Consider the following 21,059-nt stretch of genomic DNA (forward strand, 5'->3'; position numbering starts at 1 on the left):
TTCCTAGTCTATTTTTATGAATTAATTTTTAAAAATCCAGTTTTCTCTTCTTGACATCTGGTTCTTTTCAGTGTATCTTTAATTCACAGTAAACTTATAGGAATAATAGTATTACGTTTTCTTATCAAGAGTGGTGGAGGGAATCGGCCCAGTGAAACCCGGCAGCGGAGCGCAAGTTCTATGCTAATTCCGATCAGAAGTAATATTCTGGCAGATAAGTAGTAGCTTTTAATGAGGCGCTTCGATTCTGACCAAAAAACAGAAGAAGCGTTATTTTTTAGCGCTTAAAGAGGGGAGTTTTTGTTAGATGAAGAAATTTTTATTAGTAGCGGTTATCTCGGTTTTTGCCTTGGTGTTAACGGCTTGCGGTGGTTCTGGCGCTAGTTCAGACAAAGCAAACGGTTCAGGCAAAGCGAAAGACGGCGGCTCTCTAATTATCGGCGTTACAGGAGATCCAGAAGTTATCAATCCTAACTATGCTTCTGACCGAGTAACATTAACGATTCAACAAGCTGTATACGCACCGCTATTTTGGGAAGTTGACGGGAAACCGGCACTTGCAAAAAGCTTAGATATTTCAGATGACAACTTAACTTACACTGTGAAACTAAAAGATGGTTTAACTTGGCATGACGGTAAGCCTTTAACTGCAGACGATGTAGTATTTACTGTAAATTCTATTTTAGACACAAAACAAAACAGCCCGAACCGCGGCAACTTTGTTTTTGATGATAAACCTGTAAAAGTAGAAGCAGTAGACGACACAACGGTGAAATTCACTTTACCAACTGTTGCTCCAGCCTTTGAAAATACAATTAAAACGTTCTTCCCAATTCCAAAACACATTTTTGAAGGGGTAGAAAACATCGAGAAAAGTGATAAAAACAAAAATCCAATCGGCTCAGGTCCGTACAAATTTGTTGAATACAAAACGGGCGAATATGTTTCCCTAGAACGATTCAACGACTACTTTGACGGTAAACCAAAATTGGATAAAGTTACTTTCCGTATCACAAAAGATCAAAACGCAGCTAATTTAGCCTTGCAAAATGGCGAAATTAACTTAAAATCCATTCAACCTTCCGATAGAAAAAAAGTAGAAAAAGCGAGCGCGGTAAACATTATCACTTACCCGGAAAATCGCTTAAGCTATGCGACATTCAACGAAAACCAACCAGCGCTTAAATCAAAAGAACTTCGCCAAGCCCTTTCTTATGCGCTTGACCGTGAAGAAATCATTGATGCAGCATACGGTTCAGATGAATACGCAAAACCAGCTTCCTCGTTCCTAACAGAAAATACGAAATACTTCACGGATAAAGTAGAAACATACGACCAAGACATTGCCAAAGCGAAAAAATTAGTAAAAGAAAGTGGTTTTGATACAAGTCAAAAACTAACTGTTTACTATTTAAACAACAGTAAATCACAAGAAAGTATCGCGCTTTACCTGCAACAACAATACAAAGAAATCGGCGTGACACTTGACTTGAAACCAACAGATCCAAATGCACTAAGCAACATCACACTTGACCGCAAAAACGCAGACTACTCTATCGCACTAAATGGCTATATCATGGGGAACGATCCTGATGCATATAAATCTCTATTTAAAAGCGATGAGCCATACAACTACGCTAACTATCACAACAAAGATCTGGATGCACTTTGGGAAAAAGGTGCTGTAACTGCGGACGATAAAGAACGTCAAGAAATCTATGAAAAAATCCAAAACACCATTGCTGATGATGCTGTAATTTATCCAATTTCTTATGATAATGCAGTGCTAGCTCTTGATAGCCGTTACGGTGGCCAAAAAGCTGCAACACCACAACCAGTAACAATGTTCCGTGATCTTTCTAAACTATATTTAACGGAATAATAATTAAAAATCATTCGTAAAAAATCTGGCCTGCCATGCTTGTTTTTGGCAGGTTCAGGTTTTTACTTGTCATTTTTAGTGTTTTAGATAGGAGATAAATTATGCTAAAAACAATCATAAAACGCGTATTGCAAATTATTCCGATGCTATTTATTATCTCGATTATTTCGTTTGCACTTATAAAATTAGCGCCCGGGGATCCCGTGAACTCTTTTGTTACGCCTGATATGAATCCTGACGATGTAGAGCGGATTAGACAGAGCTTAGGGCTGGATCAACCGATTTATGTACAATATTTTATTTGGCTTGGAAACTTGTTGCAAGGGAATCTTGGTTATTCGATTGTGAACAGCCAACCAGTTTTGCAACAAATTTTAGAGAGAATTCCGGCGACACTTGGTTTGGTGGGAACTTCGCTTGTTCTGACGCTATTATTATCGATTCCACTTGGTTTAGTTGCGGCGAATTATGAAAATACGTGGATTGATAAACTGTTAAACGGGATTTCATATATTGGGATTTCGATTCCGATTTTTTGGTTTGGGATGATTTTAATAGATGTATTTTCGATTCAATTAGGGTGGCTGCCAAGTCTAGGGATGCGAACGATTGGGGTTGACTCTTTTTGGGATATGGCGGAACATGCGATTTTGCCAGTTATAACGCTGACTTTCCAAGGGTGCGCGGCATATTATCGCTACGTCCGTTCGAATACGATTAACCAATTAAAAGAAGAATATGTTTTATTTGGTTATGCGAAAGGTCTATCCAAAGTGCAAATTATGGGGCATCATGTCTTGAAAAATTCCTTGCTACCAGTTATAACACTACTTGGGATGTCACTTCCGCAAGTCATTACAGGCGCTTTTATTACCGAAAGTATTTTTTCATGGCCGGGAATGGGCTCGCTTGGAATTAATGCGATTTTCCAACTAGATTATCCGGTTATTATGGCGATTACGCTATTTTCAGCGCTGTTATTAATTATCGGAAACTTGTTGGCCGATTTAGCTTATATGATTGTCGATCCGCGGATTAGGGAAATGGGGTGAGGAATTCATGATGCGATTAGATTTTTCGAAAAAAACAATGCAGGATTTCGAGCGGGATGCAGAAGTTGTTCACGCAACACGAGAGCGGAGTTTTTGGCGTTTTATGCTGGCTGACCGCCGCGCTGTTTTTGCGACGAGTGTGCTGATACTTATTACGGTGGCTTGTATTTTCGCGTTCCTTTCGCCTTATGACCCTAATGCTCTTTCCGTTCAGGACAAACTGATGCCGCCAAATTCGTCGCATTGGTTTGGGACGGATGACCATGGTCGGGATTACTTGACGCGCGTCTTGTACGGCGGCCGGGTCTCGCTACTTGTTGGCGTGTTTGCGATGATGATTGCCGTTGTCGTTGGAACACTCGCGGGGACCGTTAGTGGCTACTTTGGTGGCTTCATTGACAATATGGTGATGCGTTTTCTAGATATTTTCATGTCAATTCCGTCATTTTTCCTACTAATGATTTTAAATGCGTACTTAAAACCAGGAATTTCAAACATTATCATCATTATCGGATTGCTTTCTTGGATGGAAGTGGCGCGGATAGTCCGAGCAGAAACCCTGACACTAAAAGAACGTGAATTTATTTTGTACTCCAAGTCTTCGGGTGGCGGATTTTTCCACATTATGTTCAAGCATATTATTCCAAACGCGATGCCATCCATCGTCGTTGCAGCTTCATTAAACGTCGCTACAGCGATTTTAACCGAGTCGGCACTAAGTTTCCTTGGCCTCGGCGTTCAACAACCTAACGCTTCGTGGGGCAGCATGCTGAACAATGCGCAAGGCTACGTCGGCGAAGCAACTTACTTGGCGCTTTTCCCTGGATTATTAATTTTGATGACCATTCTTTCCTTCAACGTCCTTGGCGATGTGCTGAGAAAAGGGTTGTCACGTAGATATTAAATGTAAAAACACTTTGATTTTTTCAGTCAAAGTGTTTTTTTGTTTTTTAAAGAAAAGGTACTTAAAATAGAAACGTAAAAAACGTGTTTTAGCCAATTTCCAAGGCATAAATTCACAAAACGAGAATGCGTGCGGTGCTATAATTAAAGGATAAGGTTTCATTATTATAGACAGAGATGAGGCGCAGAAATGAGTGAAATAAAAGTTAAAGAAGCAACATTAAAAAAACACGCGACAAAGCTAGATTCTAAAGGGAAATCAGCCGAATATTTACCGATGAAAGGTGGCAATATGGCCTATAGCCAAGCCAATTCCATCAACCATTTTCGAACAGCATTGTTTGACTTGGTAGACGTGGTGGACAATTTTCAAGGTGTGGTAGGAACGGATGCCAAAAGATTGAAAGAATTAGGCGCATCATTTACTCGCAAAGACCAAGAGCTTGAACGGAGCATGGGATTGGGGGGTAAATAAATGGATGCAAAGAGCCAGCAAATGGAGACACAACTGCAACTGCTGAAAAAAGAACAATCCGCGGCCGAAGATTTTTTGCAAGATTTACAACGACAACAAAATGAACAAGAGTGGTTAGCGGAAGATTTTGCACGTGTCCATCAAGAAGAACGGGAGTCGCTGGAGCTTCTGCGCGAAGTTTGGCAAGGCGCAGAATCAAGAAGTTTCGGCTACTATTTGGCGGATTTACAGGAAGAAGAAAAACAGAAGTGGCATAAAAAAATCCAAGCAAATGAAGAGGAATGCCAACAAAAAATCACCGCTTGCCAAAAAAACATCTACCAATTAGAAAATCAACAACAAGATTTACAAAAGGAGTTGTTACAGTGAGCCGAATTGACATCGGAGAAATACAAACCTTTGCGCACCAACTACATACAGCCAATGAAACAGCGAGAAAAAGCATTAAAGACATCAAAAACGCCGTAGAAAACTATACCGAAGACGGCAGTTTAAAAGGAAAAGCGATTGATGCATCGAAAAATTACTACCAAATGACCTATTTTCCATTATGTGATGCGATAATCGAAGCAATGAACGAAAGCGAAGAACGATTAGCGCAATATATAGCCGATTTTCACGCCCAAGTGGATGGTTCTGCTGATGCGAGAATTGATGCGGACGGCTTATACGAACTCGGGAAAATGATTGATCGTATCGAAGCGAAAAAAGAAGCACTAGCCCAGCGAATGAATACGGGAACAGAAGGGCAGATGCAGAGCTATCGTTCCCAGCTGAGTATCGCCTACAAACAAGAAAATATCTTAGAAAAATACTTGGCATTTGAACAGAGTCATGGCAGTTTTTTTGATAATTTAACCGATTTAGTCCAAGGAATTCAGCAGACTATTCGCGAACTCCAGTCGAATATCCAATTTAACAGTAAAACCGGCACCTATGATATGAGCAAACTGAATTTCACCACCGTAACCCGGATGCAAAACGCCTTAGAAAAAGCGCTAAAAAACAACGAAGCAACATTCAATTTTGACGAATATCAAAAAACATACCGTGGTCAAATGTGGGTATTAATGAAAAATGGTATAGTAGACATAGAAGCAACGAACGCGTACAATGCCGCCGTGCTTAATGGGGAACTACCGCATGAAAGCAATGAAGCGCAAGAAGAAGCCGAGTTGTTGCAGGCGGTTGTTCAATCGGTGAAAGAAGGAATTGATCCGGTTACTGGACAAAAGATAAGTAAAGCGCAAGGGTTTGGTATTATAAGTGGTCTTGTTTTCCATTATACTGTTGGAGGTTATAAAGGGAAGAAGTTCAAGATTCCAAAAGATTGGTTAAATAGAAGAAAGAAAGCCAGAGAAGGTTATATAAAATCTGATAATATAAAATTTGGAAGTTCTGTTAAATCTACAAAAAAAGTAAATAATCAGATGAAAAAACGTGGTTGGAGTGAAGAATCAGTAAAAAGTGTAGTTGACCATCCGCATACAACAAGAAAGAGTGTCAATAAAGCTACTGGAAATGATGCCACCGTATTTTATGACAAAGATGGTTCATATGTAATTATTGATGACAAAACAAAGGAAATTGTTCAAATCAGTGATAAGTTTGATAAAAACTGGGTGCCTGATGCTGGAATAGCCGATCCTTATAAACCTAAAGGAGGAGAATAATAAATTGGAAGAACAAGAGATCATTGAAAAAGTAGAAATCTTACCAAATAATTTTAGTGAAAATGACAGTATTTATATATCACAAGAAAACATTAAAAATTTGGTTTTATTTTCAAAAGAAAATCAAACAGTTTTAGAATTGTTGATTACTCCTTTTCTAATTTGTGTAAATAGTGGGTTGAAATATGAGTTACATTATTATGAAATTTCAACAGAAATTAGTAAAAATGATACAGAAATCATAGGTTTTCCTTTTGGAAATAAGCTACCAAAAGAAATTACAGATAATATTTCTCCTAAACTTTTTGTAAGAAGAGAAGATTATTCAGCTTTTGAGAATTTTTTAAGTCAGTATTTTAATGCAATGAAGAGCATGGAATTTGCAGATGATAAACAGGCTATAGGTATGATTGAACATGGTGCAACCTTATTCTACGAAGTATTATAATTTTAGATTCTAAAGAGCTAGTATTGTCATTAAATGGTCAGAGATAATGAATTCATTATCTCTGACCATTTTTGAAATATATATTTAAAACTTTTTAGCAACAGAAAGGATAATAAATTTCGTACATAAAAACAATAAACTTTCCCTCCCAAGAAAGCCAGTGGGGCTGATATAGCTAAAAGTAAAGGTGGCGTTACTTTAGAATCAACAATAGGAAATAAAAATATTGAAATGCCAGACTGGGATTTTAATAATCCTGAGTCAATGAAAGCATGGGATTTGGCTTCTGGTTCTTATGCAGAACAAGTTTCTGGTGAAGTTCGTGCAGTAGTTGGTTCGGATTTGAGAAAAGGAAATATTTGGGAAAATGTTGAGTTACCTAGATTAAAAAATAATCCTAACGTAACGAAAATAACAACGATTGATCCTAAAACAGGACTTGAAAAAATAATTTTTGAAAGGAAGTAAGTGAAATGAAAATTACAGGTAATAGTTCACATGTGAAATTTGATTTAGAGAATGGATATGTAGTGAAAGCAGATGGAGAAATGTTAGTTGGAGGTAAATTTGTTGTATTTAAAGATTCTATGAAGAATTGGGAACCTCCATATGAAAATAAAAAGCTTTCTGAATCTGAAGTGCAAGAAATTATTCAACAGGTAAAACAGAGTACAAATGAAAATACAGTACAAATTTCATTTGAATAAAAGAAATGCGAGAAGTAGAGTAGTTGTTTAATCCTAAATGTTAACAGGTGGACATTGGGAATAATAAGGAATGGCGGAAGATAAAATATGGATAATTTTTATTAAGGTTTCGAAGGATATCCAGAAATTGACTTTTATACTTATATAAATGGTGAAAAAACAGGTATAGAAATGTGGGAAGGCTACTTTGACAAAATTATGAATGAACTTAATCCAGTTGATGATAGATGGGTTTCATTGGTATATTATTACCATCTGGATGAGGGATGGTATGATGAAAGCCCATGGGTGATTCCAGATAATAAAAAAATCTTAGAACAATTTGAAACAATCGATATAAAAGTATTGGATAATGTTACACAAGAGATTATGATGAAACTAATTAAGCTATTAAAAGATAACTTAGATAGCGAAATTTTTATAGAGTATTCTTAATAAAACAGAGGGCATCTTTAGAATATATAAAGGTGTCCTTTGTTTTATTCAATATTTTTGACATTTAAAGTTAACTCATTCCAATCATTCTCTATATAGCAGTATATATATTCTTTATTTACTTCACTTTCAAAACTTTCCTCATAGCCTCGGATGCAAAACGCCTTAGGAAAAGCGCTAAAAAACAACGAAACAACATTCAATTTTGACGAATATCAAAAAACGTACCGTGGTCAAATGTGGGTGTTAATGAAAAATGGTATAGTAGACATAGAAGCAACGAACGCGTACAATGCCGCCGTGCTTAATGGGGAATTACCACATGATGGGAATGCCCCAGAACAAGATGCGGAACAATTAAAGGCAGTGCTAGAATCACTGAAAAATAAAAAAGACCCTATTACTGGAGTAGATATAAGTAGCGCACACGTTATATCTATTTTGAGTGGACTAGTATTTACCTATACTGCTGGTATCTATAAAGGAAAGAAAATCAGTATATCTAATCACGATTTATGGAAAATTAGAAACAAAAACGGCACTCAAAAAGTAATATATAGTGCCAATGGTAAACCTTATCTAAAAGCATTAAGAAGAACTCAATTTGATGAAATTTTAAAAAACGGTTTCCCTAATGGAACAAAGTTCAATCAACATGCTTATAATTCACTTTTCAAATCTGGTAGAAAAGATATTATGCCTGATGATATCATTGAAGCACTAAGTAATAAACCAGTGCCATCAGAACCTGGAAGCGTAAAATATGTAAATGAAAAAACTGGAACGTCTGTATTTGTTAACCCTGAAACAAATACAGTTGTTGGAATATGGCCTCAAAAATTTAAACAGTAAGGAGTATAATTTTGAAAATAAAAAAAATATTACCACAAACAATAAAAAGTGAAGTTTCTTTTATAGATGAAATTAAAAATTTTGATATTGTAACTGAAAAAATGAATGACGATTTCTACTCCTACAGATTAGGAAGTAACGTTATGATGTGGTTGAATGATGAAGGGGTAATCGGGGAGATAGAGTGCATTTTCCCTGCGCAAACAGATAATTTAATCACCTTATGGGAAGAAGAAAATACTGTAGTACAAAATGGATTTCCGATGATTGATACTGATATTGTTGAGAACAAACCTTTTATTCCAAAAGTAAGAGTTTTTAACCATGGTGATTATTTTATACTATATTTCAGTAATATGTATAAATACGATAAAGAAATTATTTCTGAAAAACTTACTTTTTATATTAATGATACAGAATTAATTGCAATTAAAGCGGAATTAACTTGATGTTGAAAAAATATTATACAGGTTTCGAAGGATATCCAGAAATTGACTTTTATACTTATATAAATGGTGAAAAAACAGGTATAGAAATGTGGGAAGGCTACTTTAACAATATTATGAATGAACTTAGTCCGGTTGATGGTAGATGGGTTTCTTTAGCATATTATTATCATTTATATGAAGGTTGGTATGATGAAAGCTCATGGGTGATTCCAGACAACAAAAAAGTTTTGGAACAATTCGAAACAATCGATATAAAAGTATTAGATAATGTTATACAAGAGATTATGATGAAACTAATTAAGTTATTAAAAGATAACTTAGATAGCGAAATTTTTATAGAGTATTCTTAATAAAACAAAGGGCATCTTTAGAATATATAAAGGTGTCCTTTGTTTTATTCAATATTTTTGACATTTAAAGTTAACTCATTCCAATCATTCTCCATACCGTGGCCGTGGGTGTTAATGAAAAATGGTATAGTAGACATAGAAGCAACGAACGCGTACAATGCCGCCGTGCTTAATGGGGAATTACCATATGAAAGCAATGAAGCACAGAAAGAAGCCGAGTTGTTACAAGGAATCATCCAATCAGTGAAAAACGGAAGAGACCCGGTTACTGGACAAGAGATAAGTAAAGCGCAAGGGTTTGGTATTATAATCGGTCTTGTTTTCCGTTATACTGTTGGAGGTTATAAAGGGAAGAAGATTAAGATTCCTAAAGCTTGGTTAAATAGAAGGAAGAAAAATAATAGCGTTGAAGTTGGAACGGACTTTGGGAAAATAGGTAAATTAGTTACTGCTTGGGGTAAAAAAGATTTTGATGAAGGAATGGAAAAAATAATAGAAAAATTGTATGGAAAGTAGGGTGTCATTATGTATGAAAAAGTAGAAAAAATAATAAATGATTGGGATCCAATAGAGCTGTTTCCCTTAGCTCCAAAAGATGAATATAGCCAGGAAATCAACAAAATAATTAGTATTGTGATAGAAAACCCTAAAATTGATGTGAATGTACTAGCTAAAGGGATAAGAAAAATTTTCATGGATTCATTTGGAGAAAATTTATTATTTAAAAATAATGAAGATGAAATAGCTGAAAAAATTTTAGCGTTATAATTTTAATAAGAGCTAGGATTTAGCTAGTAACTGACTAAAATTTGTTAGATGAACTGACAACTAGTGGAGTTAAGCATAATCCTGAAGATGTTGTTATGATGTCCAAAAATCTTGATAGAAGGAAATCAATATTTGATTTCTAGTTCTGCCCATAAAGTCTTAATAATTGACGCAATTAGCGAAGAAAATGGAGTGGATAAAGGGCTTACTCGAATAGAATGTTTGCTTGAAGACTTTACTTTTTTACTGAGGAATATAAAAGATGTTCTGAGATATGAAGAGAAGTAGATGGTGAACAGCCTTGTTATTCGTCACTATTTTGGGATGGATGCTGAGGAAATTGATATAACTTTATACAACAAAAACCCAGCAATTTTTAAAATTGCTGGGTTTCTTCCAAACTGGCGAATTACTTCTCCACCCGAATAAACTTATAACTATAAGGCGAACCAAAAGCATGTTTCTGCACGCCCGTAATATCCGTACGTTGCAACACTGCTGTTTGATGTTGATAAAGTGGCAAAATCGCCGCGTCATCATCAAGCAGAACTTTCTCAGAAGCTACGAACGCATTCCAACGTTCTTCTGGTTTCGTCGCAAGTGTTGTATCAGTCGATTTTACAAGTTTATCATAAGCGGGGCTGTTGTAACTCATATGGTTATTAAAGTAATCGGATAAGAATAAACTACTATATGTCCACGGATCCTTAAAATCAGGCATCCAAGCAGCCAGTGATAAGTCGTAATTACCGTCAGAAGTTAGCTGTGTAGCGCTCTTTGCAGGCATGTTTTTCACTTTAATCGTCACACCTGGCAAATTATCTTCAAACTGCGCTTTCAAATATGCGAAAATGGTTTTCGTTGTTTCTTGGTCATCGCCGAGCAGTTCAATTGTTACTTTGTCGGTTCCAAGTTCTTTTTGTGCTTGTTTCCAATATTTTAAAGCTTCTTCTTTGTTATAAACTAAATGGTCGCCACTATCTGTGCGGAAATCAGCGCCCGTTGTTGGATTTTGAACGAAATCTTTTGGAAGCAGTCCGTTCGCTGGGAAGGAACCGTCACCGAGAATCCGGTCTGTTAATTGTTTTTTATCAACAGCTAAATTAAGCGCGTGACGTAAGGAATTGTTTGCAAGCGGAGTCGCTTTACCGTCACGTTTTTGGTTCATGCGCAAGTAACTTATCAGCGCATCTTTTTCCGTTTGAAAATCTTTCTTGTCTTTGTATTGTTTCGCGAAATCGCCTGAAAGTGGTACGCGGTCAGCCTCGTTTGTATTATAAAGGTTCACGCCGGCGTTAATATCTTTCGCAACTTGCACATCAATTTCATTTACTTTGACATTATCTTTGTCCCAATATTGGTCGTTTTTCGCGTAAGTCCATTTATTCGTAATGTTGCCGCCCCAATCCTTCATGACAAAAGGACCATTGTATAAAGTATGCGCACTATCTGTCCCGTATTTGTCGCCTTGTTTTTTCACATAGCTTTCTTTTTGTGGGAAAAATGTTTCAAAAGAAAGAAGTGAAATGAAGTAGGGAACTGGTTTTTTAAGTGTGATTTCAAGAGTTGTTGGATCAGTTGCAACGACACCAAGATCAGTTACAGGTAGTTTGCCTTCATTGATTTCAGTGGCGTTTTTTATCGAATCTTTGAAGAGCGCGGAATATCCTGGTGCGGTTTTTGGATCAACGGCACGGCGCCACGCATAGACGAAATCATCGGCGGTTACTTGTGAACCATCGGACCATTTCGCGTTTTTCTTTAATTTAATGGTATATTTCGTTTGGTCAGCGCTGATTTCTGGCATTCCATCAGCAACCCCAGGAACAAAGTTATCTTTTTGATCAAGTGTGTATAATCCCTCGAAGACTTGGTTTTGTGCGGTGAAGCTAGCAAAGTCTTCTTCAGCTGTCGTATTTAAAGTCAGTAATTCACTGGTTTCAAGAAATTTAATTTTGTCCGGGGAAGTTTTTGTCGCAGATTTATCATTGTCATTTCCGCAAGCTGTAAGTAAAAGTACTGTCAAAATGGCAAAAATAGGCAATGTTTTTTTAAAAAAATGCATGGTTTTCTCCCCTTCTATCTGTGTATTTATCGTTATTATAAGTATTCCGATAAGATAAGTCAAGTTAATGGTTTCTTGAAAAAACTGCTTGACGCAAAAAAAATCCCATGATAAGATATTTTGTGCAAATAAGAATGATTACGTTTTACGATATGCAATCATAATTTACATAGTGTAACTTTAAGTTTTAAATCGTAATCATTACGAAAAAGGAGAGATAATATGAAGAAATGGTCGTTTTTAGTTGTAACAGTCTTAGCGTTCGTTTTAGTTTTGGCAGGATGTGGCGCGAGTACTGATAAAGCAAGTGGGGATAAGCTCAAGGTAGTGACAACATTTTATCCAATGTATGATTTTACTAAAAATGTAGCAGGGGATAACGCTTCGATTGACATGTTAATTGACGCCGGAACAGAACCGCATGATTACGAGCCGAGTGCCAAAGATATTGCCAAAATTGAGGCAGCCGATGTTTTTATTTATAACAGTGAAGACATGGAAACCTGGGTACCAAGCGTACTTAAAAGCCTAGATTCGAAAAAATTAACGATAATTGATGCTAGTAAAGGAATTAAACTATTAGAAGGTAGCGAAGAAGAAGAGCATGACCATGACCACGGCGAAGAAGGTCACCATCATGAACACGATCCGCACGTATGGTTAAGTCCTGTCCTTGCTGAAAAAGAAGTGAAAAACATCCAGAGCGGTTTAAGCAAAGCAGATAAAACAAATGCAGATACATATAAAAAGAATGCAGAAAAATATACAGAAAAATTAAAAACACTCGACAACAAATTCAAAACAGCTTTTGAAGGAGCGAAACAACGCGATTTCGTAACGCAACATGCCGCATTCCAATATTTAGCAAACGAATATGATTTGCATCAAGTAGCAATCGCCGGCCTTTCACCTGACCAAGAACCAAGCCCAGCGCGCTTAGCAGAATTACAAAAATATGTAAAAGAAAACAATATCAGCACTATTTACTTTGAAGAAGTAGCATCACCAAAAGTAGCAGAAACGCTTGCAAACGAAACAGGTGCAAAATTAGAAGTACTAAGCCCAATCGAAGGTATTACCGATAAAGAACAGAAAAAGGGCATGGATTACATCGCTTATATGGAACAAAACTTACAAGCCTTGCAAAAAACAATTAAATAAGGAAGCGATAAAAATGAAATATATTGATATAGCCAATATTGGTTTTAAATACGAATCTGAGCCAGTACTTGAAAATATTTCATTTCAAGTCAGTGCAGGAGAATTTATCATACTAACAGGAGAAAACGGAGCAGCTAAATCAACACTGCTCCGTATTATTTTGGGGATTTTACAACCTGATAAAGGTTCAGTTACTTTTGCTAAAAAGAATGCAGATGGTGGGAGGCTTTTGACAGGTTATGTACCACAACAAATAGCTTCATTTAATGCTGGATTTCCTAGTACGGTCCTCGAATTAGTAAGGTCAGGTCGCTTTCCAAATGGTAAGTGGTTCAAACGGCTGACGGAAAAAGACCATGCGCATGTTGAAAAAGCATTAAAATCTGTCGAAATGTGGGATTATCGTCATAAACGTATCGGTGAGTTATCTGGAGGTCAAAAACAGCGGATTTGCCTAGCGCGAATGTTTGCAACCGATCCAGATATATTGATTTTGGATGAACCGCAAACCGCAATGGATAAACAAAGCAAAATTCGGTTTTATGATTTACTAAAGCATGAGGCGCAAGTACATGGTAAAGCGATTTTGATGGTAACACATGATAGTGAAGAAATGGAAGATTATGTGGATAAACATATTCGCCTCGTTAGAAAGGAGGATGTGTCATGGAAATGTTTCTCTATGGATTTATGCAAAGAGCCTTCCAAGCTTCAATGATTATTGCTATTATTGCTCCTCTTTTAGGAGTTTTCCTAATTATACGAAGACAGTCACTTATGGCGGATACACTTTCGCATGTGTCGCTTGCGGGAGTTGCTTTTGGGTTAGTTTTAAATGTGAATCCTAGTGTGACGACGCTTATTGTGGTGGTAATTGCAGCACTTGGGATAGAATATTTGCGCGGAGTTTATGCAACCTACTCGGAGTTATCAATTGCAATCCTTATGGCTGGAGGGCTTGCTGTGGCGTTAGTATTGATGAGTTTGGATCAAGGTGGAATTACAACGAGTGTACAGCAATATTTATTTGGTTCCATCGTGACTATCAGCAAAGCACAAGTACAATTATTAGTAATTTTAGGGATTCTTATTGTTATACTGTTTCTAGTATTTAAGCGGTTTATGTTTGTACTTACTTTTAGCGAAGATGTCGCCGTTGCAGAAGGTGTTCCTGTACGTTTGATTTCTCTTTTGTTTAGCGTTGTTACTGGTATTGCAATTGCGGTTATTATGCCTATAGCTGGAGCGTTACTCGTATCTGCACTTATTATTCTTCCAGCTGCTATTGGTATGCGAATTGCAAAAGGCTTTCTTATGTGTGTCGTTAGCGCAATCTTAATTGGGATAATAGGAATGTTTTCAGGCCTAGCATCATCTTATCAATTAGGTACCCCACCAGGAGCTACCATTACTCTCATGTTTATCATTCTCTTCATGATAGCAACTGTTGTATTAAAAATAGCGCGAAAGTGATTTATATATATGTTTGCCCATTTTGCAACATTAGATTTAGCTCTTTATTATAGATTACCCAAGATTTATCTTGTTTTTCGATTTGATTAGTTGCTTTCAAATATTGTAAATCTTTATAAAAACAGCTTTTTGATAGGTTGCTATACGAAAGTAGATGACTTGTTTTAATTTCGGGAGGTAAGGTAACTTTACCATCCTCAGTCGGAGTACCATGAAGTAGAGCAAGATTGGAAAAAGTGAGCATAAGTTTTTCAGAAGCCGGGCTACTCGCCATTAAACTTTTAAAGTAAATATGAGTAGCCTGGTTTTTCATGATGAAAAATTGAAAACCAAAATTTTCTGGGAACATAGATAGAAAGTATTCTATATCAAGTTTTGAGTATCTATATAAGAAACATTTGGAGAGCGTTTTATATTGAAAGCGATTAATGCTTTGATCTTGATCTAGTAACGTAAAATAATTTAAAAAAGCACCTTCACCTTGAATAGAATAAATTTTAGATTGTTCTTTTCCATCATTTAAAAATAAAGCCACATAACCTTCAACAACAAGATAAATATAGTTTTCTAAATCTGTTTTTTTATTTAATAAAATGGTATTTTTTTGAACTTCTATTTTTTCAAAGGATATTTTTCCTTTATGAGACAGATGAATGAATTCGTGGTAATTATACAATGACTTAGGCACGATGATTACTCCAATCTTTTTTATGTCTTTACTTGTGTATAAATAATTGTATCAGAAACAAAATATCTTATTGTATGGAGTAAAGTAGTATTTCAAGGGGAAATGTTTCTAAAATGTGAATTATTTAAGTCGTATAAAGCTAATAACTACAAAAAAGTCTTATTTAATTGATAGTATTGACTATTTTTGGACTTTTGGGAGAATAAATTTAAAATTGATGCGAACGTAGGTTCTGTGTTATAATTCTACTGGAAAATAGAGGAGGATTATTGATGAAAAAGGTACAAATCTCAGTGAGGCGCTTAGTAGAATTTGTCTTAAAAAGCGGTAGTATTGACAGCCGAATGACTGGTATGGACCGTGCCTTGGAAGGGACAAAAATTCATCAATTACTCCAAAAAGAAGCAGGGGAAGAATACGAAGCTGAGGTGCGATTAAAGCTGGAACGAGTAATAGATGACATCGCATTTACACTTGAAGGCAGAGCGGATGGCATTATTAATGGAGAAATGATAGATGAGATTAAAACTACCGAGGTAGGAATGGATGAAATTACCGAAGATTTTCGACCATTACACTGGGCTCAGCTTATTTGCTATGGATTCATGTTAGCGGAGAAGTCAGATTTAGCGGAAGTCACGCTCCAATTAACATATTATCAAGTATCCGATAAAGAAGTGAAACAATTCTCGCGAGTCATGAGTCGTAAGGAAATGAGTACTTTTGTGGACGATTTGCTTTCAAAATATGCTATTTGGGCAAAAATGTCTGCAGCTTGGGAAATGAAGCGAAATAAATCTATTCAAGAATTAACTTTTCCATATGATAGTTATAGACGTGGTCAAAGAGAGCTAGCGATTGCCGTTTATCGTACAGTGATAGATGATGAAAAGCTATTTTGTGAAGCGCCTACGGGTATTGGAAAAACGATGTCAACACTATTTCCCGGCGTAAAAGCAATGGGTGAGGGAATGGCAGACAAGCTTTTTTATTTTACTGCAAAAACAATTACGAGACAGGTTGCCGAAGATGCATTAGATGAAATGCGTTGTAAAGGACTAGCGGCAAGGAGTGTTACAATTACCGCGAAAGATAAGATTTGCTTTTTAGATGAAAGAAAATGTGATCCAGAACACTGTCAATTTGCGCGTGGCTATTATGACCGCTTGAATGAAGCGTTGTTCGATATGCTACAAACACAAGAAACTATAACTCGGTCGGTCGTCGAAGAATTTGCCCGGAAATATACTTTATGCCCGTTTGAGTTGTCGCTTGATGTGGCGCTTTTTTGTGATGTGATTATTTGTGATTATAACTATTTATTTGACCCGGTCGTTTATTTGAAACGTTTTTTTGCGGATGGACCTGGTAGATATACTTTTTTAGTGGATGAAGTTCATAATTTGGTGGACCGAGCTCGTTCGATGTTCTCGGCGACATTAAATAAATCAAACATCATGCAAGTAAAACGTGAATTAGACAAAAAAACTGATAAAAAATTACTAAATTCAGTAACAGCAATGAATAAAATAATGATTTCCCTAAATAAACAACTAGCCGAAGAAAATAAAACGATCTACGTTAAAAAAGAAGCCTTGACCGATTGGAACGAAGCGGTTTTGAAGTTTAGTTATGTAGCAAAAGACTGGTTGCCAAAAAATACAGAGGCAAAAGCTCAAGCAGATGTACTGGAGCTTTATTTTGAAAGTTTAAGGTATTTAAAGATTGCTGAGCTATACGATAAGCGCTATGTCACTCAAATTACGCGAAACCGGTCCGATGTACTGATAAAACAGTTATGTTTAGACCCAGCGTTTTTACTATCTGAGAAATTGAAATTAGGTGCTAGTTCAGTACTTTTTTCGGCGACGCTTAGACCGATTGATTACTATACGAATTTACTTGGTGGAAATAATGATACAAGTCGTCTTACGTTTGCGTCTCCGTTTAAACAGAACAATATGCATTTAATGGTAGCGGATTATATTAGTACAAAGTATCAAAGGCGTGAAAACAGTTTGGAATCAGTTATTGATGCACTTTATGCGATGCTTTCCGGGAAAAAAGGCAATTATTTGTTTTTCTTTCCATCATTCCAATATTTAGAAACAGCATTTGAATTGTTTAGCGAAAAATATCCTAAAGTGCGAGTGCGAAAACAACAATCTTTTATGAACGAAGCAGAGCGCGAGGAATTTCTAGCAGCTTTTGAAACGGGGCGTGAAGAAATGTTCGTTGGTTTTTGTGTATTAGGAGGAGTTTTTTCTGAAGGCGTTGATCTTCGAGGGGAACGTTTAATCGGAACGGCAATCGTAGGCGTGGGGCTTGCGCAGATGAATGTGGAATCGGATTTAATTAAAGATTATTATAATGAAACAATCGGGCGCGGATTTGATTATGCTTATCAGATTCCCGGTATGAACAAAGTCCTTCAAGCGGTAGGACGTGTTATTCGCGGCGAAAAAGATCAAGGCGTTGTCTTATTGATAGAAGAACGTTTTGCAACAGAACGGTATAAAGCCTTGTTTCCAGCTCATTGGAACCATGCCAGGGCAGTGAAAAATACGCTGCAAATCGAGCGAGAAGTAAACGAATTTTGGCGGAACAACTGATTTTCTAGTAGAATGGATGTAATGAGTCGATTTAGGAGGAAATTATGTATAAAATTATTGCGATAGACATTGACGGAACGCTATTAAACGATGCGCACGAAATTACCCCAGCTGTACGCGAGTCGATTAAAGCTGCAAAACAAAAAGGGGTCAAAGTAGTGCTTTGTACAGGACGTCCTCTTGCTGGAATCAAGAAAAGCCTAATTGAACTAGATCTTTTAGATATTGGTGATTATGCGATTACCTTTAATGGGGCAGTTATCCTAGAAACAGCGACGGAAGAATCATTAGCAGATATTACTTTAAATAAGACAGAACTAGAGGAAATTTATACATTTTGTCATGCACAAGATGTTAATGTAACGTATTTTGACGGAAAAAACATGTATGTACCAAGTCGGAAAATCACAGAAATAACTTGCCAGGATGCTTTATTGCTTCAAACGCCACTCTATCATTTGCCTGTAGAAGAAGCGCCTGAGTCGATTCATGTCTCCAAAGTGATGTTATTAGATACGCCAGAAAAAATCACGGATGTTATTAAAAACTTACCAGAGACAATTAAAGAGAACTTTTATGTAGTTCGAAGTGTTCCTTACAACCTAGAATTCTTGCAAAAAGGGGTTAATAAAGGTTCTGCACTAGAACTTCTCGTGAACAAACTTGGCATTTCTCAAGGGGAAGTAATGAGTATCGGTGATCAAGAAAACGATATTACGATGATAGAATATGCTGGGATGGGTGTAGCAATGGGAAATGCAACTGAGCATATTAAAGAAATTGCTAATTATACCACAACAACAAATAACGAAGATGGGGTCGCTAACGCAATTCAAATGCTCGTTCTCGACCGTTAAAAGAAAAACATTCCATGTGAGTTTTTCTTTAGAGGTATAAATATTGACAGCGCTTTATTTAATGAGCGAAAATAGAAGATACAAAACTAACATACTGTGAAAGCTTTTTTGGTAAGGTTGGCGGAAAACCATTAATTGATGGAAGTTTTCCTATCGAGGCTATCTTGCCAAAAAAACGTTCCTTTGTTATTGTTTTAGGAATAGTTTGACATTTAAATAAAAAGGAGTGAATGTGCTTGAAAATCACAAAAATTAAAACACACATTTTACCGATTCAGTTAAGTGCTACTTTTAAGACGGCGCTTAGGGAAGTTAGTCATGTGAACGTGGTACGAGTTTATATTCATTTTGATAACGGGATTATAGGTATTGGAGAAGCTGCTCCAACGCATGTAATAACAGGGGATACGGAAGTCAGCATTTTGAGTGCAATAAATGATATTTTCGGTCCTTTTTTAATTCATCGCGAACTAGACGAAGAACTTACGATTTTAGATGAAATGAAATCTTTATTAGTACATAACTCCAGTCCGAAAGCCGCCATTGATATTGCTTTACATGATGCACTAGCAAAAGCCCATTCAAAGCCGCTGTATGAATTCCTCGGTGGTGGATCCCCGGCGCTTGAAACAGATTATACCATTAGTATTGGGACACCAGAAAAAATGGTCCAAGATGCAGAAACCAAAGTAGCAGAAGGATTTCAGTCCCTTAAAGTTAAATTAGGTCTTGATCCAGTTGAAATAGAAGTAGCAAAAATCAGGCAAATGAATGACGCGTTAGGTGGGAAAATTCCTTTTAGAATTGATGCAAATCAAGGATGGACTTCGGATGAAGCCATTCAAATTCTAAATGAGTGGCAAGATATTCCGATTGACTTCATCGAACAACCAGTAAAAAGTTGGGATTTTACCGGTATGGCAAAAGTGACTGCGAACACTAGTATTCCAATCATGGCTGATGAAAGTTTATTTGGCTTTCACGATGCTAAACGACTTTTAGATGAAAAATGTTGTAATTTGCTTAATATTAAATTGATGAAAAGTGCAGGAATCAAAGAAGCGCAAGCGATACATGATTTAGCGAGCAGTTATAATGTGGATTGTATGATTGGAACGATGATTGAAGGATATGCAAGTTTATCAGCTGCCGCCCATTTTGCCACTGCGTCTAAACAGGTGAAATTTTATGATTTGGACGTGCCATTTATGTGGGATTTACGTGGTAAAAACTTAGCTGATATAGGCCTTGAAATTGGACGCGGACAAGTGCTGTTAACAGAAGAAGATGGGATTGGCATTCCAGCTTATTAAAGAAAGTAGGGATAATATGAACAAATTAGTTAGTCAAAGTAATGCATTTCTTTGGAGGAAAAATGAAATGAACCCGGTTTTGGCCAATATTTTAGAGGCAAGAAAAGAAACTGACTTGGTTCAAATTAAGAAAGAAGATGCGATGAAATTATATGAGGATAGCCTTGTTGACTCAGATTTACTTTATAACGACTTAGTAATTGTCGACAAAATCGAGGGCAACTGGGCAAAAGTAGTAGTTCCTTCCCAACAAAGTTTTCAAGATGAGCGTGGTTATCCGGGTTGGATGCTTCTTTCTGACTTAGAAGATACAGATAAAGCGAATGATAATGGTGAGAAAATCGCAGTTGTCGTACCAAAGGCAGAAATTACATACGAAAATGGTGATAAGCGCACTGTTTCATTTGGCACACTTTTCACCAAAATCGCTGAAACTGATGATAGTTATACGATTGAAACTCCTCATGGGCTAGCAAGCATTTTACAAACTGAAGTAGGCATACAACATAAACAAGGCGACCACATCGGCGTCAATGTCGTGCAAATGGCGATGCAATTCCTTGATTTACCATACGTTTGGGCGGGAATTAGTAGTGCCGGTTTCGACTGTTCAGGGTTTGCGTTTACTCTTTACCGGACATGTGGGAAATATATCGGCCGCGATGCCACAGAGCAATCTTTCACAGGGGAAAAAATTGATTACGCAAACGCAGAGCCAGGTGATTTACTGTTTTTCGCCTATGAGGAAGGAAAAGGAGAAGTCCATCACGTGGGAGTTTACATCGGAAATGACGAAATGATCCATTCGCAAACACCAGGATCGAAAGTAATTTTAACTAAAATCGCAGGCAGTAAGTACGAACCAGAACTTTGTGTTACTTCAAGACATCGATAAA

At 36.7% G+C, this 21,059-nt stretch carries 23 protein-coding genes, 3 pseudogenes and 1 riboswitch; of the genes and pseudogenes, 24 read left to right on the forward strand and 2 right to left on the reverse strand.

The features are described from left to right. Positions 1–118 precede the first annotated feature (118 nt). A riboswitch (SAM riboswitch) is annotated at positions 119–221 on the forward strand. An 86-nt stretch (positions 222–307) separates the two neighbouring features. From HCB38_RS10505 to HCB38_RS10580, 17 genes and pseudogenes are all read left to right on the forward strand, one after another. Beyond that, positions 308–1,882 carry an ABC transporter substrate-binding protein gene (locus HCB38_RS10505; RefSeq protein ID WP_003772562.1) on the forward strand — a complete coding sequence of 525 codons (1,575 nt, stop codon included), beginning with the start codon at positions 308–310 and terminating at the stop codon, positions 1,880–1,882. Positions 1,883–1,983: 101 nt separating this feature from the next. Next, the gene (locus HCB38_RS10510; protein ID WP_185319514.1) at positions 1,984–2,934 is read left to right on the forward strand and encodes an ABC transporter permease; all 951 of its coding nucleotides are present in this window, start codon (positions 1,984–1,986) and stop codon (positions 2,932–2,934) included. A 10-nt stretch (positions 2,935–2,944) separates the two neighbouring features. Beyond that, a complete protein-coding gene (locus HCB38_RS10515) occupies positions 2,945–3,838 on the forward strand; it encodes an ABC transporter permease (RefSeq protein WP_003724035.1) in 894 nt (297 codons plus the stop codon). A gap of 189 nt (positions 3,839–4,027) precedes the next feature. Next, on the forward strand, positions 4,028–4,312 hold the full coding sequence (locus HCB38_RS10520) for a DUF3130 domain-containing protein (protein WP_185638453.1): 285 nt from the start codon (positions 4,028–4,030) through the stop codon (positions 4,310–4,312). Beyond that, a complete protein-coding gene (locus HCB38_RS10525; RefSeq protein WP_003740150.1) occupies positions 4,313–4,681 on the forward strand; it encodes a hypothetical protein in 369 nt (122 codons plus the stop codon). After that, the gene (locus HCB38_RS10530) at positions 4,678–5,985 is read left to right on the forward strand and encodes a T7SS effector LXG polymorphic toxin (RefSeq protein WP_185638455.1); all 1,308 of its coding nucleotides are present in this window, start codon (positions 4,678–4,680) and stop codon (positions 5,983–5,985) included. Before HCB38_RS10525 ends, HCB38_RS10530 begins: the two co-directional genes overlap by 4 nt. 4 nt (positions 5,986–5,989) lie before the next feature. Continuing rightward, a complete protein-coding gene (locus HCB38_RS10535) occupies positions 5,990–6,433 on the forward strand; it encodes a hypothetical protein (protein WP_085643416.1) in 444 nt (147 codons plus the stop codon). A gap of 231 nt (positions 6,434–6,664) precedes the next feature. Next, positions 6,665–6,901, forward strand: coding sequence for a hypothetical protein (locus tag HCB38_RS10540; RefSeq protein ID WP_003726469.1), 237 nt, complete (start codon positions 6,665–6,667; stop codon positions 6,899–6,901). A 5-nt stretch (positions 6,902–6,906) separates the two neighbouring features. Then, positions 6,907–7,140, forward strand: a complete 234-nt coding sequence (locus HCB38_RS10545; RefSeq protein ID WP_003732237.1) for an Imm74 family immunity protein — start codon at positions 6,907–6,909, stop codon at positions 7,138–7,140. Positions 7,141–7,266: 126 nt separating this feature from the next. Next, a complete protein-coding gene (locus HCB38_RS15095) occupies positions 7,267–7,575 on the forward strand; it encodes a dihydroorotate dehydrogenase (quinone) (protein ID WP_312025808.1) in 309 nt (102 codons plus the stop codon). 150 nt (positions 7,576–7,725) lie between these two features. Continuing rightward, positions 7,726–8,427 (forward strand): annotated as a pseudogene (locus tag HCB38_RS10555) (T7SS effector LXG polymorphic toxin); the annotation flags it as partial. An 11-nt stretch (positions 8,428–8,438) separates the two neighbouring features. Then, positions 8,439–8,876, forward strand: a complete 438-nt coding sequence (locus HCB38_RS10560) for a hypothetical protein (RefSeq protein WP_185638457.1) — start codon at positions 8,439–8,441, stop codon at positions 8,874–8,876. After that, on the forward strand, positions 8,876–9,226 hold the full coding sequence (locus HCB38_RS10565; RefSeq protein ID WP_185638459.1) for a dihydroorotate dehydrogenase (quinone): 351 nt from the start codon (positions 8,876–8,878) through the stop codon (positions 9,224–9,226). The genes HCB38_RS10560 and HCB38_RS10565 overlap by 1 nt, the downstream gene beginning before the upstream one ends. Positions 9,227–9,286: 60 nt before the next feature. Beyond that, positions 9,287–9,742: pseudogene (locus HCB38_RS10570) on the forward strand (T7SS effector LXG polymorphic toxin); the annotation flags it as partial. A 9-nt stretch (positions 9,743–9,751) separates the two neighbouring features. Further along, a complete protein-coding gene (locus tag HCB38_RS10575) occupies positions 9,752–9,994 on the forward strand; it encodes a DUF1871 family protein (RefSeq protein WP_070285306.1) in 243 nt (80 codons plus the stop codon). 108 nt (positions 9,995–10,102) lie between these two features. Next, positions 10,103–10,282 (forward strand): annotated as a pseudogene (locus tag HCB38_RS15100) (hypothetical protein); the annotation flags it as partial. Continuing rightward, the gene (locus tag HCB38_RS10580; RefSeq protein ID WP_185319511.1) at positions 10,283–10,423 is read left to right on the forward strand and encodes a hypothetical protein; all 141 of its coding nucleotides are present in this window, start codon (positions 10,283–10,285) and stop codon (positions 10,421–10,423) included. Here HCB38_RS10580 and HCB38_RS10585 read toward each other — a convergent pair. After that, positions 10,404–12,059, reverse strand: a complete 1,656-nt coding sequence (locus HCB38_RS10585) for a peptide ABC transporter substrate-binding protein (RefSeq protein ID WP_185638461.1) — start codon at positions 12,057–12,059, stop codon at positions 10,404–10,406. The genes HCB38_RS10580 and HCB38_RS10585 overlap by 20 nt on opposite strands. 222 nt (positions 12,060–12,281) lie before the next feature. On the opposite strand from HCB38_RS10585, the gene HCB38_RS10590 reads away from it, so the two are divergent. The 3 genes from HCB38_RS10590 to HCB38_RS10600 are packed head-to-tail and all read left to right on the forward strand — an operon-like array spanning position 12,282 to position 14,693. Then, complete coding sequence (locus HCB38_RS10590) at positions 12,282–13,220, forward strand: metal ABC transporter substrate-binding protein (RefSeq protein WP_185638463.1); 939 nt, start codon at positions 12,282–12,284, stop codon at positions 13,218–13,220. Positions 13,221–13,233: 13 nt separating this feature from the next. Continuing rightward, positions 13,234–13,938 carry a metal ABC transporter ATP-binding protein gene (locus HCB38_RS10595; RefSeq protein ID WP_185607985.1) on the forward strand — a complete coding sequence of 235 codons (705 nt, stop codon included), beginning with the start codon at positions 13,234–13,236 and terminating at the stop codon, positions 13,936–13,938. Beyond that, the gene (locus HCB38_RS10600) at positions 13,887–14,693 is read left to right on the forward strand and encodes a metal ABC transporter permease (RefSeq protein ID WP_185319507.1); all 807 of its coding nucleotides are present in this window, start codon (positions 13,887–13,889) and stop codon (positions 14,691–14,693) included. The genes HCB38_RS10595 and HCB38_RS10600 overlap by 52 nt, the downstream gene beginning before the upstream one ends. 1 nt (position 14,694) lies before the next feature. On the opposite strand, the gene HCB38_RS10605 is transcribed toward HCB38_RS10600, so the two are convergent. Beyond that, positions 14,695–15,381 (reverse strand): Crp/Fnr family transcriptional regulator, encoded by a 687-nt coding sequence (locus HCB38_RS10605; protein ID WP_185319506.1) that lies wholly within the window; start codon positions 15,379–15,381, stop codon positions 14,695–14,697. Between the two features lie 272 nt (positions 15,382–15,653). Here HCB38_RS10605 and HCB38_RS10610 point away from each other — a divergent pair, with 272 nt between their 5' ends. The 4 genes from HCB38_RS10610 to HCB38_RS10625 all read left to right on the forward strand — a co-directional run bounded on the left by HCB38_RS10610 (position 15,654) and on the right by HCB38_RS10625 (position 21,058). Next, positions 15,654–17,993 carry an ATP-dependent DNA helicase gene (locus HCB38_RS10610; protein WP_185638465.1) on the forward strand — a complete coding sequence of 780 codons (2,340 nt, stop codon included), beginning with the start codon at positions 15,654–15,656 and terminating at the stop codon, positions 17,991–17,993. Between the two features lie 44 nt (positions 17,994–18,037). Then, positions 18,038–18,850, forward strand: coding sequence for a sugar-phosphatase (gene yidA / locus HCB38_RS10615; protein WP_185607988.1), 813 nt, complete (start codon positions 18,038–18,040; stop codon positions 18,848–18,850). Between the two features lie 230 nt (positions 18,851–19,080). Next, positions 19,081–20,163, forward strand: a complete 1,083-nt coding sequence (locus tag HCB38_RS10620; RefSeq protein WP_246414953.1) for a dipeptide epimerase — start codon at positions 19,081–19,083, stop codon at positions 20,161–20,163. Positions 20,164–20,179: 16 nt separating this feature from the next. Continuing rightward, positions 20,180–21,058, forward strand: a complete 879-nt coding sequence (locus HCB38_RS10625) for a C40 family peptidase (protein ID WP_185638467.1) — start codon at positions 20,180–20,182, stop codon at positions 21,056–21,058. Position 21,059: the final 1 nt, after the last annotated feature.

Source organism: Listeria farberi (assembly GCF_014229295.1).
In the GTDB taxonomy this organism is placed as follows: domain Bacteria; phylum Bacillota; class Bacilli; order Lactobacillales; family Listeriaceae; genus Listeria; species Listeria farberi.

Coding starts and splice junctions, on each gene's coding strand:
- HCB38_RS10505 (WP_003772562.1), top strand. CDS start 308: ATGAAGAAATTTTTATTAGTAGCGGTTATCTCGGTTTTTGCCTTGGTG.
- HCB38_RS10510 (WP_185319514.1), top strand. CDS start 1,984: ATGCTAAAAACAATCATAAAACGCGTATTGCAAATTATTCCGATGCTA.
- HCB38_RS10515 (WP_003724035.1), top strand. CDS start 2,945: ATGCGATTAGATTTTTCGAAAAAAACAATGCAGGATTTCGAGCGGGAT.
- HCB38_RS10520 (WP_185638453.1), top strand. CDS start 4,028: ATGAGTGAAATAAAAGTTAAAGAAGCAACATTAAAAAAACACGCGACA.
- HCB38_RS10525 (WP_003740150.1), top strand. CDS start 4,313: ATGGATGCAAAGAGCCAGCAAATGGAGACACAACTGCAACTGCTGAAA.
- HCB38_RS10540 (WP_003726469.1), top strand. CDS start 6,665: ATGCCAGACTGGGATTTTAATAATCCTGAGTCAATGAAAGCATGGGAT.
- HCB38_RS10545 (WP_003732237.1), top strand. CDS start 6,907: ATGAAAATTACAGGTAATAGTTCACATGTGAAATTTGATTTAGAGAAT.
- HCB38_RS10565 (WP_185638459.1), top strand. CDS start 8,876: ATGTTGAAAAAATATTATACAGGTTTCGAAGGATATCCAGAAATTGAC.
- HCB38_RS10575 (WP_070285306.1), top strand. CDS start 9,752: ATGTATGAAAAAGTAGAAAAAATAATAAATGATTGGGATCCAATAGAG.
- HCB38_RS10580 (WP_185319511.1), top strand. CDS start 10,283: ATGGTGAACAGCCTTGTTATTCGTCACTATTTTGGGATGGATGCTGAG.
- HCB38_RS10585 (WP_185638461.1), bottom strand. CDS start 12,059: ATGCATTTTTTTAAAAAAACATTGCCTATTTTTGCCATTTTGACAGTA.
- HCB38_RS10590 (WP_185638463.1), top strand. CDS start 12,282: ATGAAGAAATGGTCGTTTTTAGTTGTAACAGTCTTAGCGTTCGTTTTA.
- HCB38_RS10595 (WP_185607985.1), top strand. CDS start 13,234: ATGAAATATATTGATATAGCCAATATTGGTTTTAAATACGAATCTGAG.
- HCB38_RS10600 (WP_185319507.1), top strand. CDS start 13,887: ATGGAAATGTTTCTCTATGGATTTATGCAAAGAGCCTTCCAAGCTTCA.
- HCB38_RS10610 (WP_185638465.1), top strand. CDS start 15,654: ATGAAAAAGGTACAAATCTCAGTGAGGCGCTTAGTAGAATTTGTCTTA.
- yidA (WP_185607988.1), top strand. CDS start 18,038: ATGTATAAAATTATTGCGATAGACATTGACGGAACGCTATTAAACGAT.
- HCB38_RS10620 (WP_246414953.1), top strand. CDS start 19,081: ATGTGCTTGAAAATCACAAAAATTAAAACACACATTTTACCGATTCAG.
- HCB38_RS10625 (WP_185638467.1), top strand. CDS start 20,180: ATGAACAAATTAGTTAGTCAAAGTAATGCATTTCTTTGGAGGAAAAAT.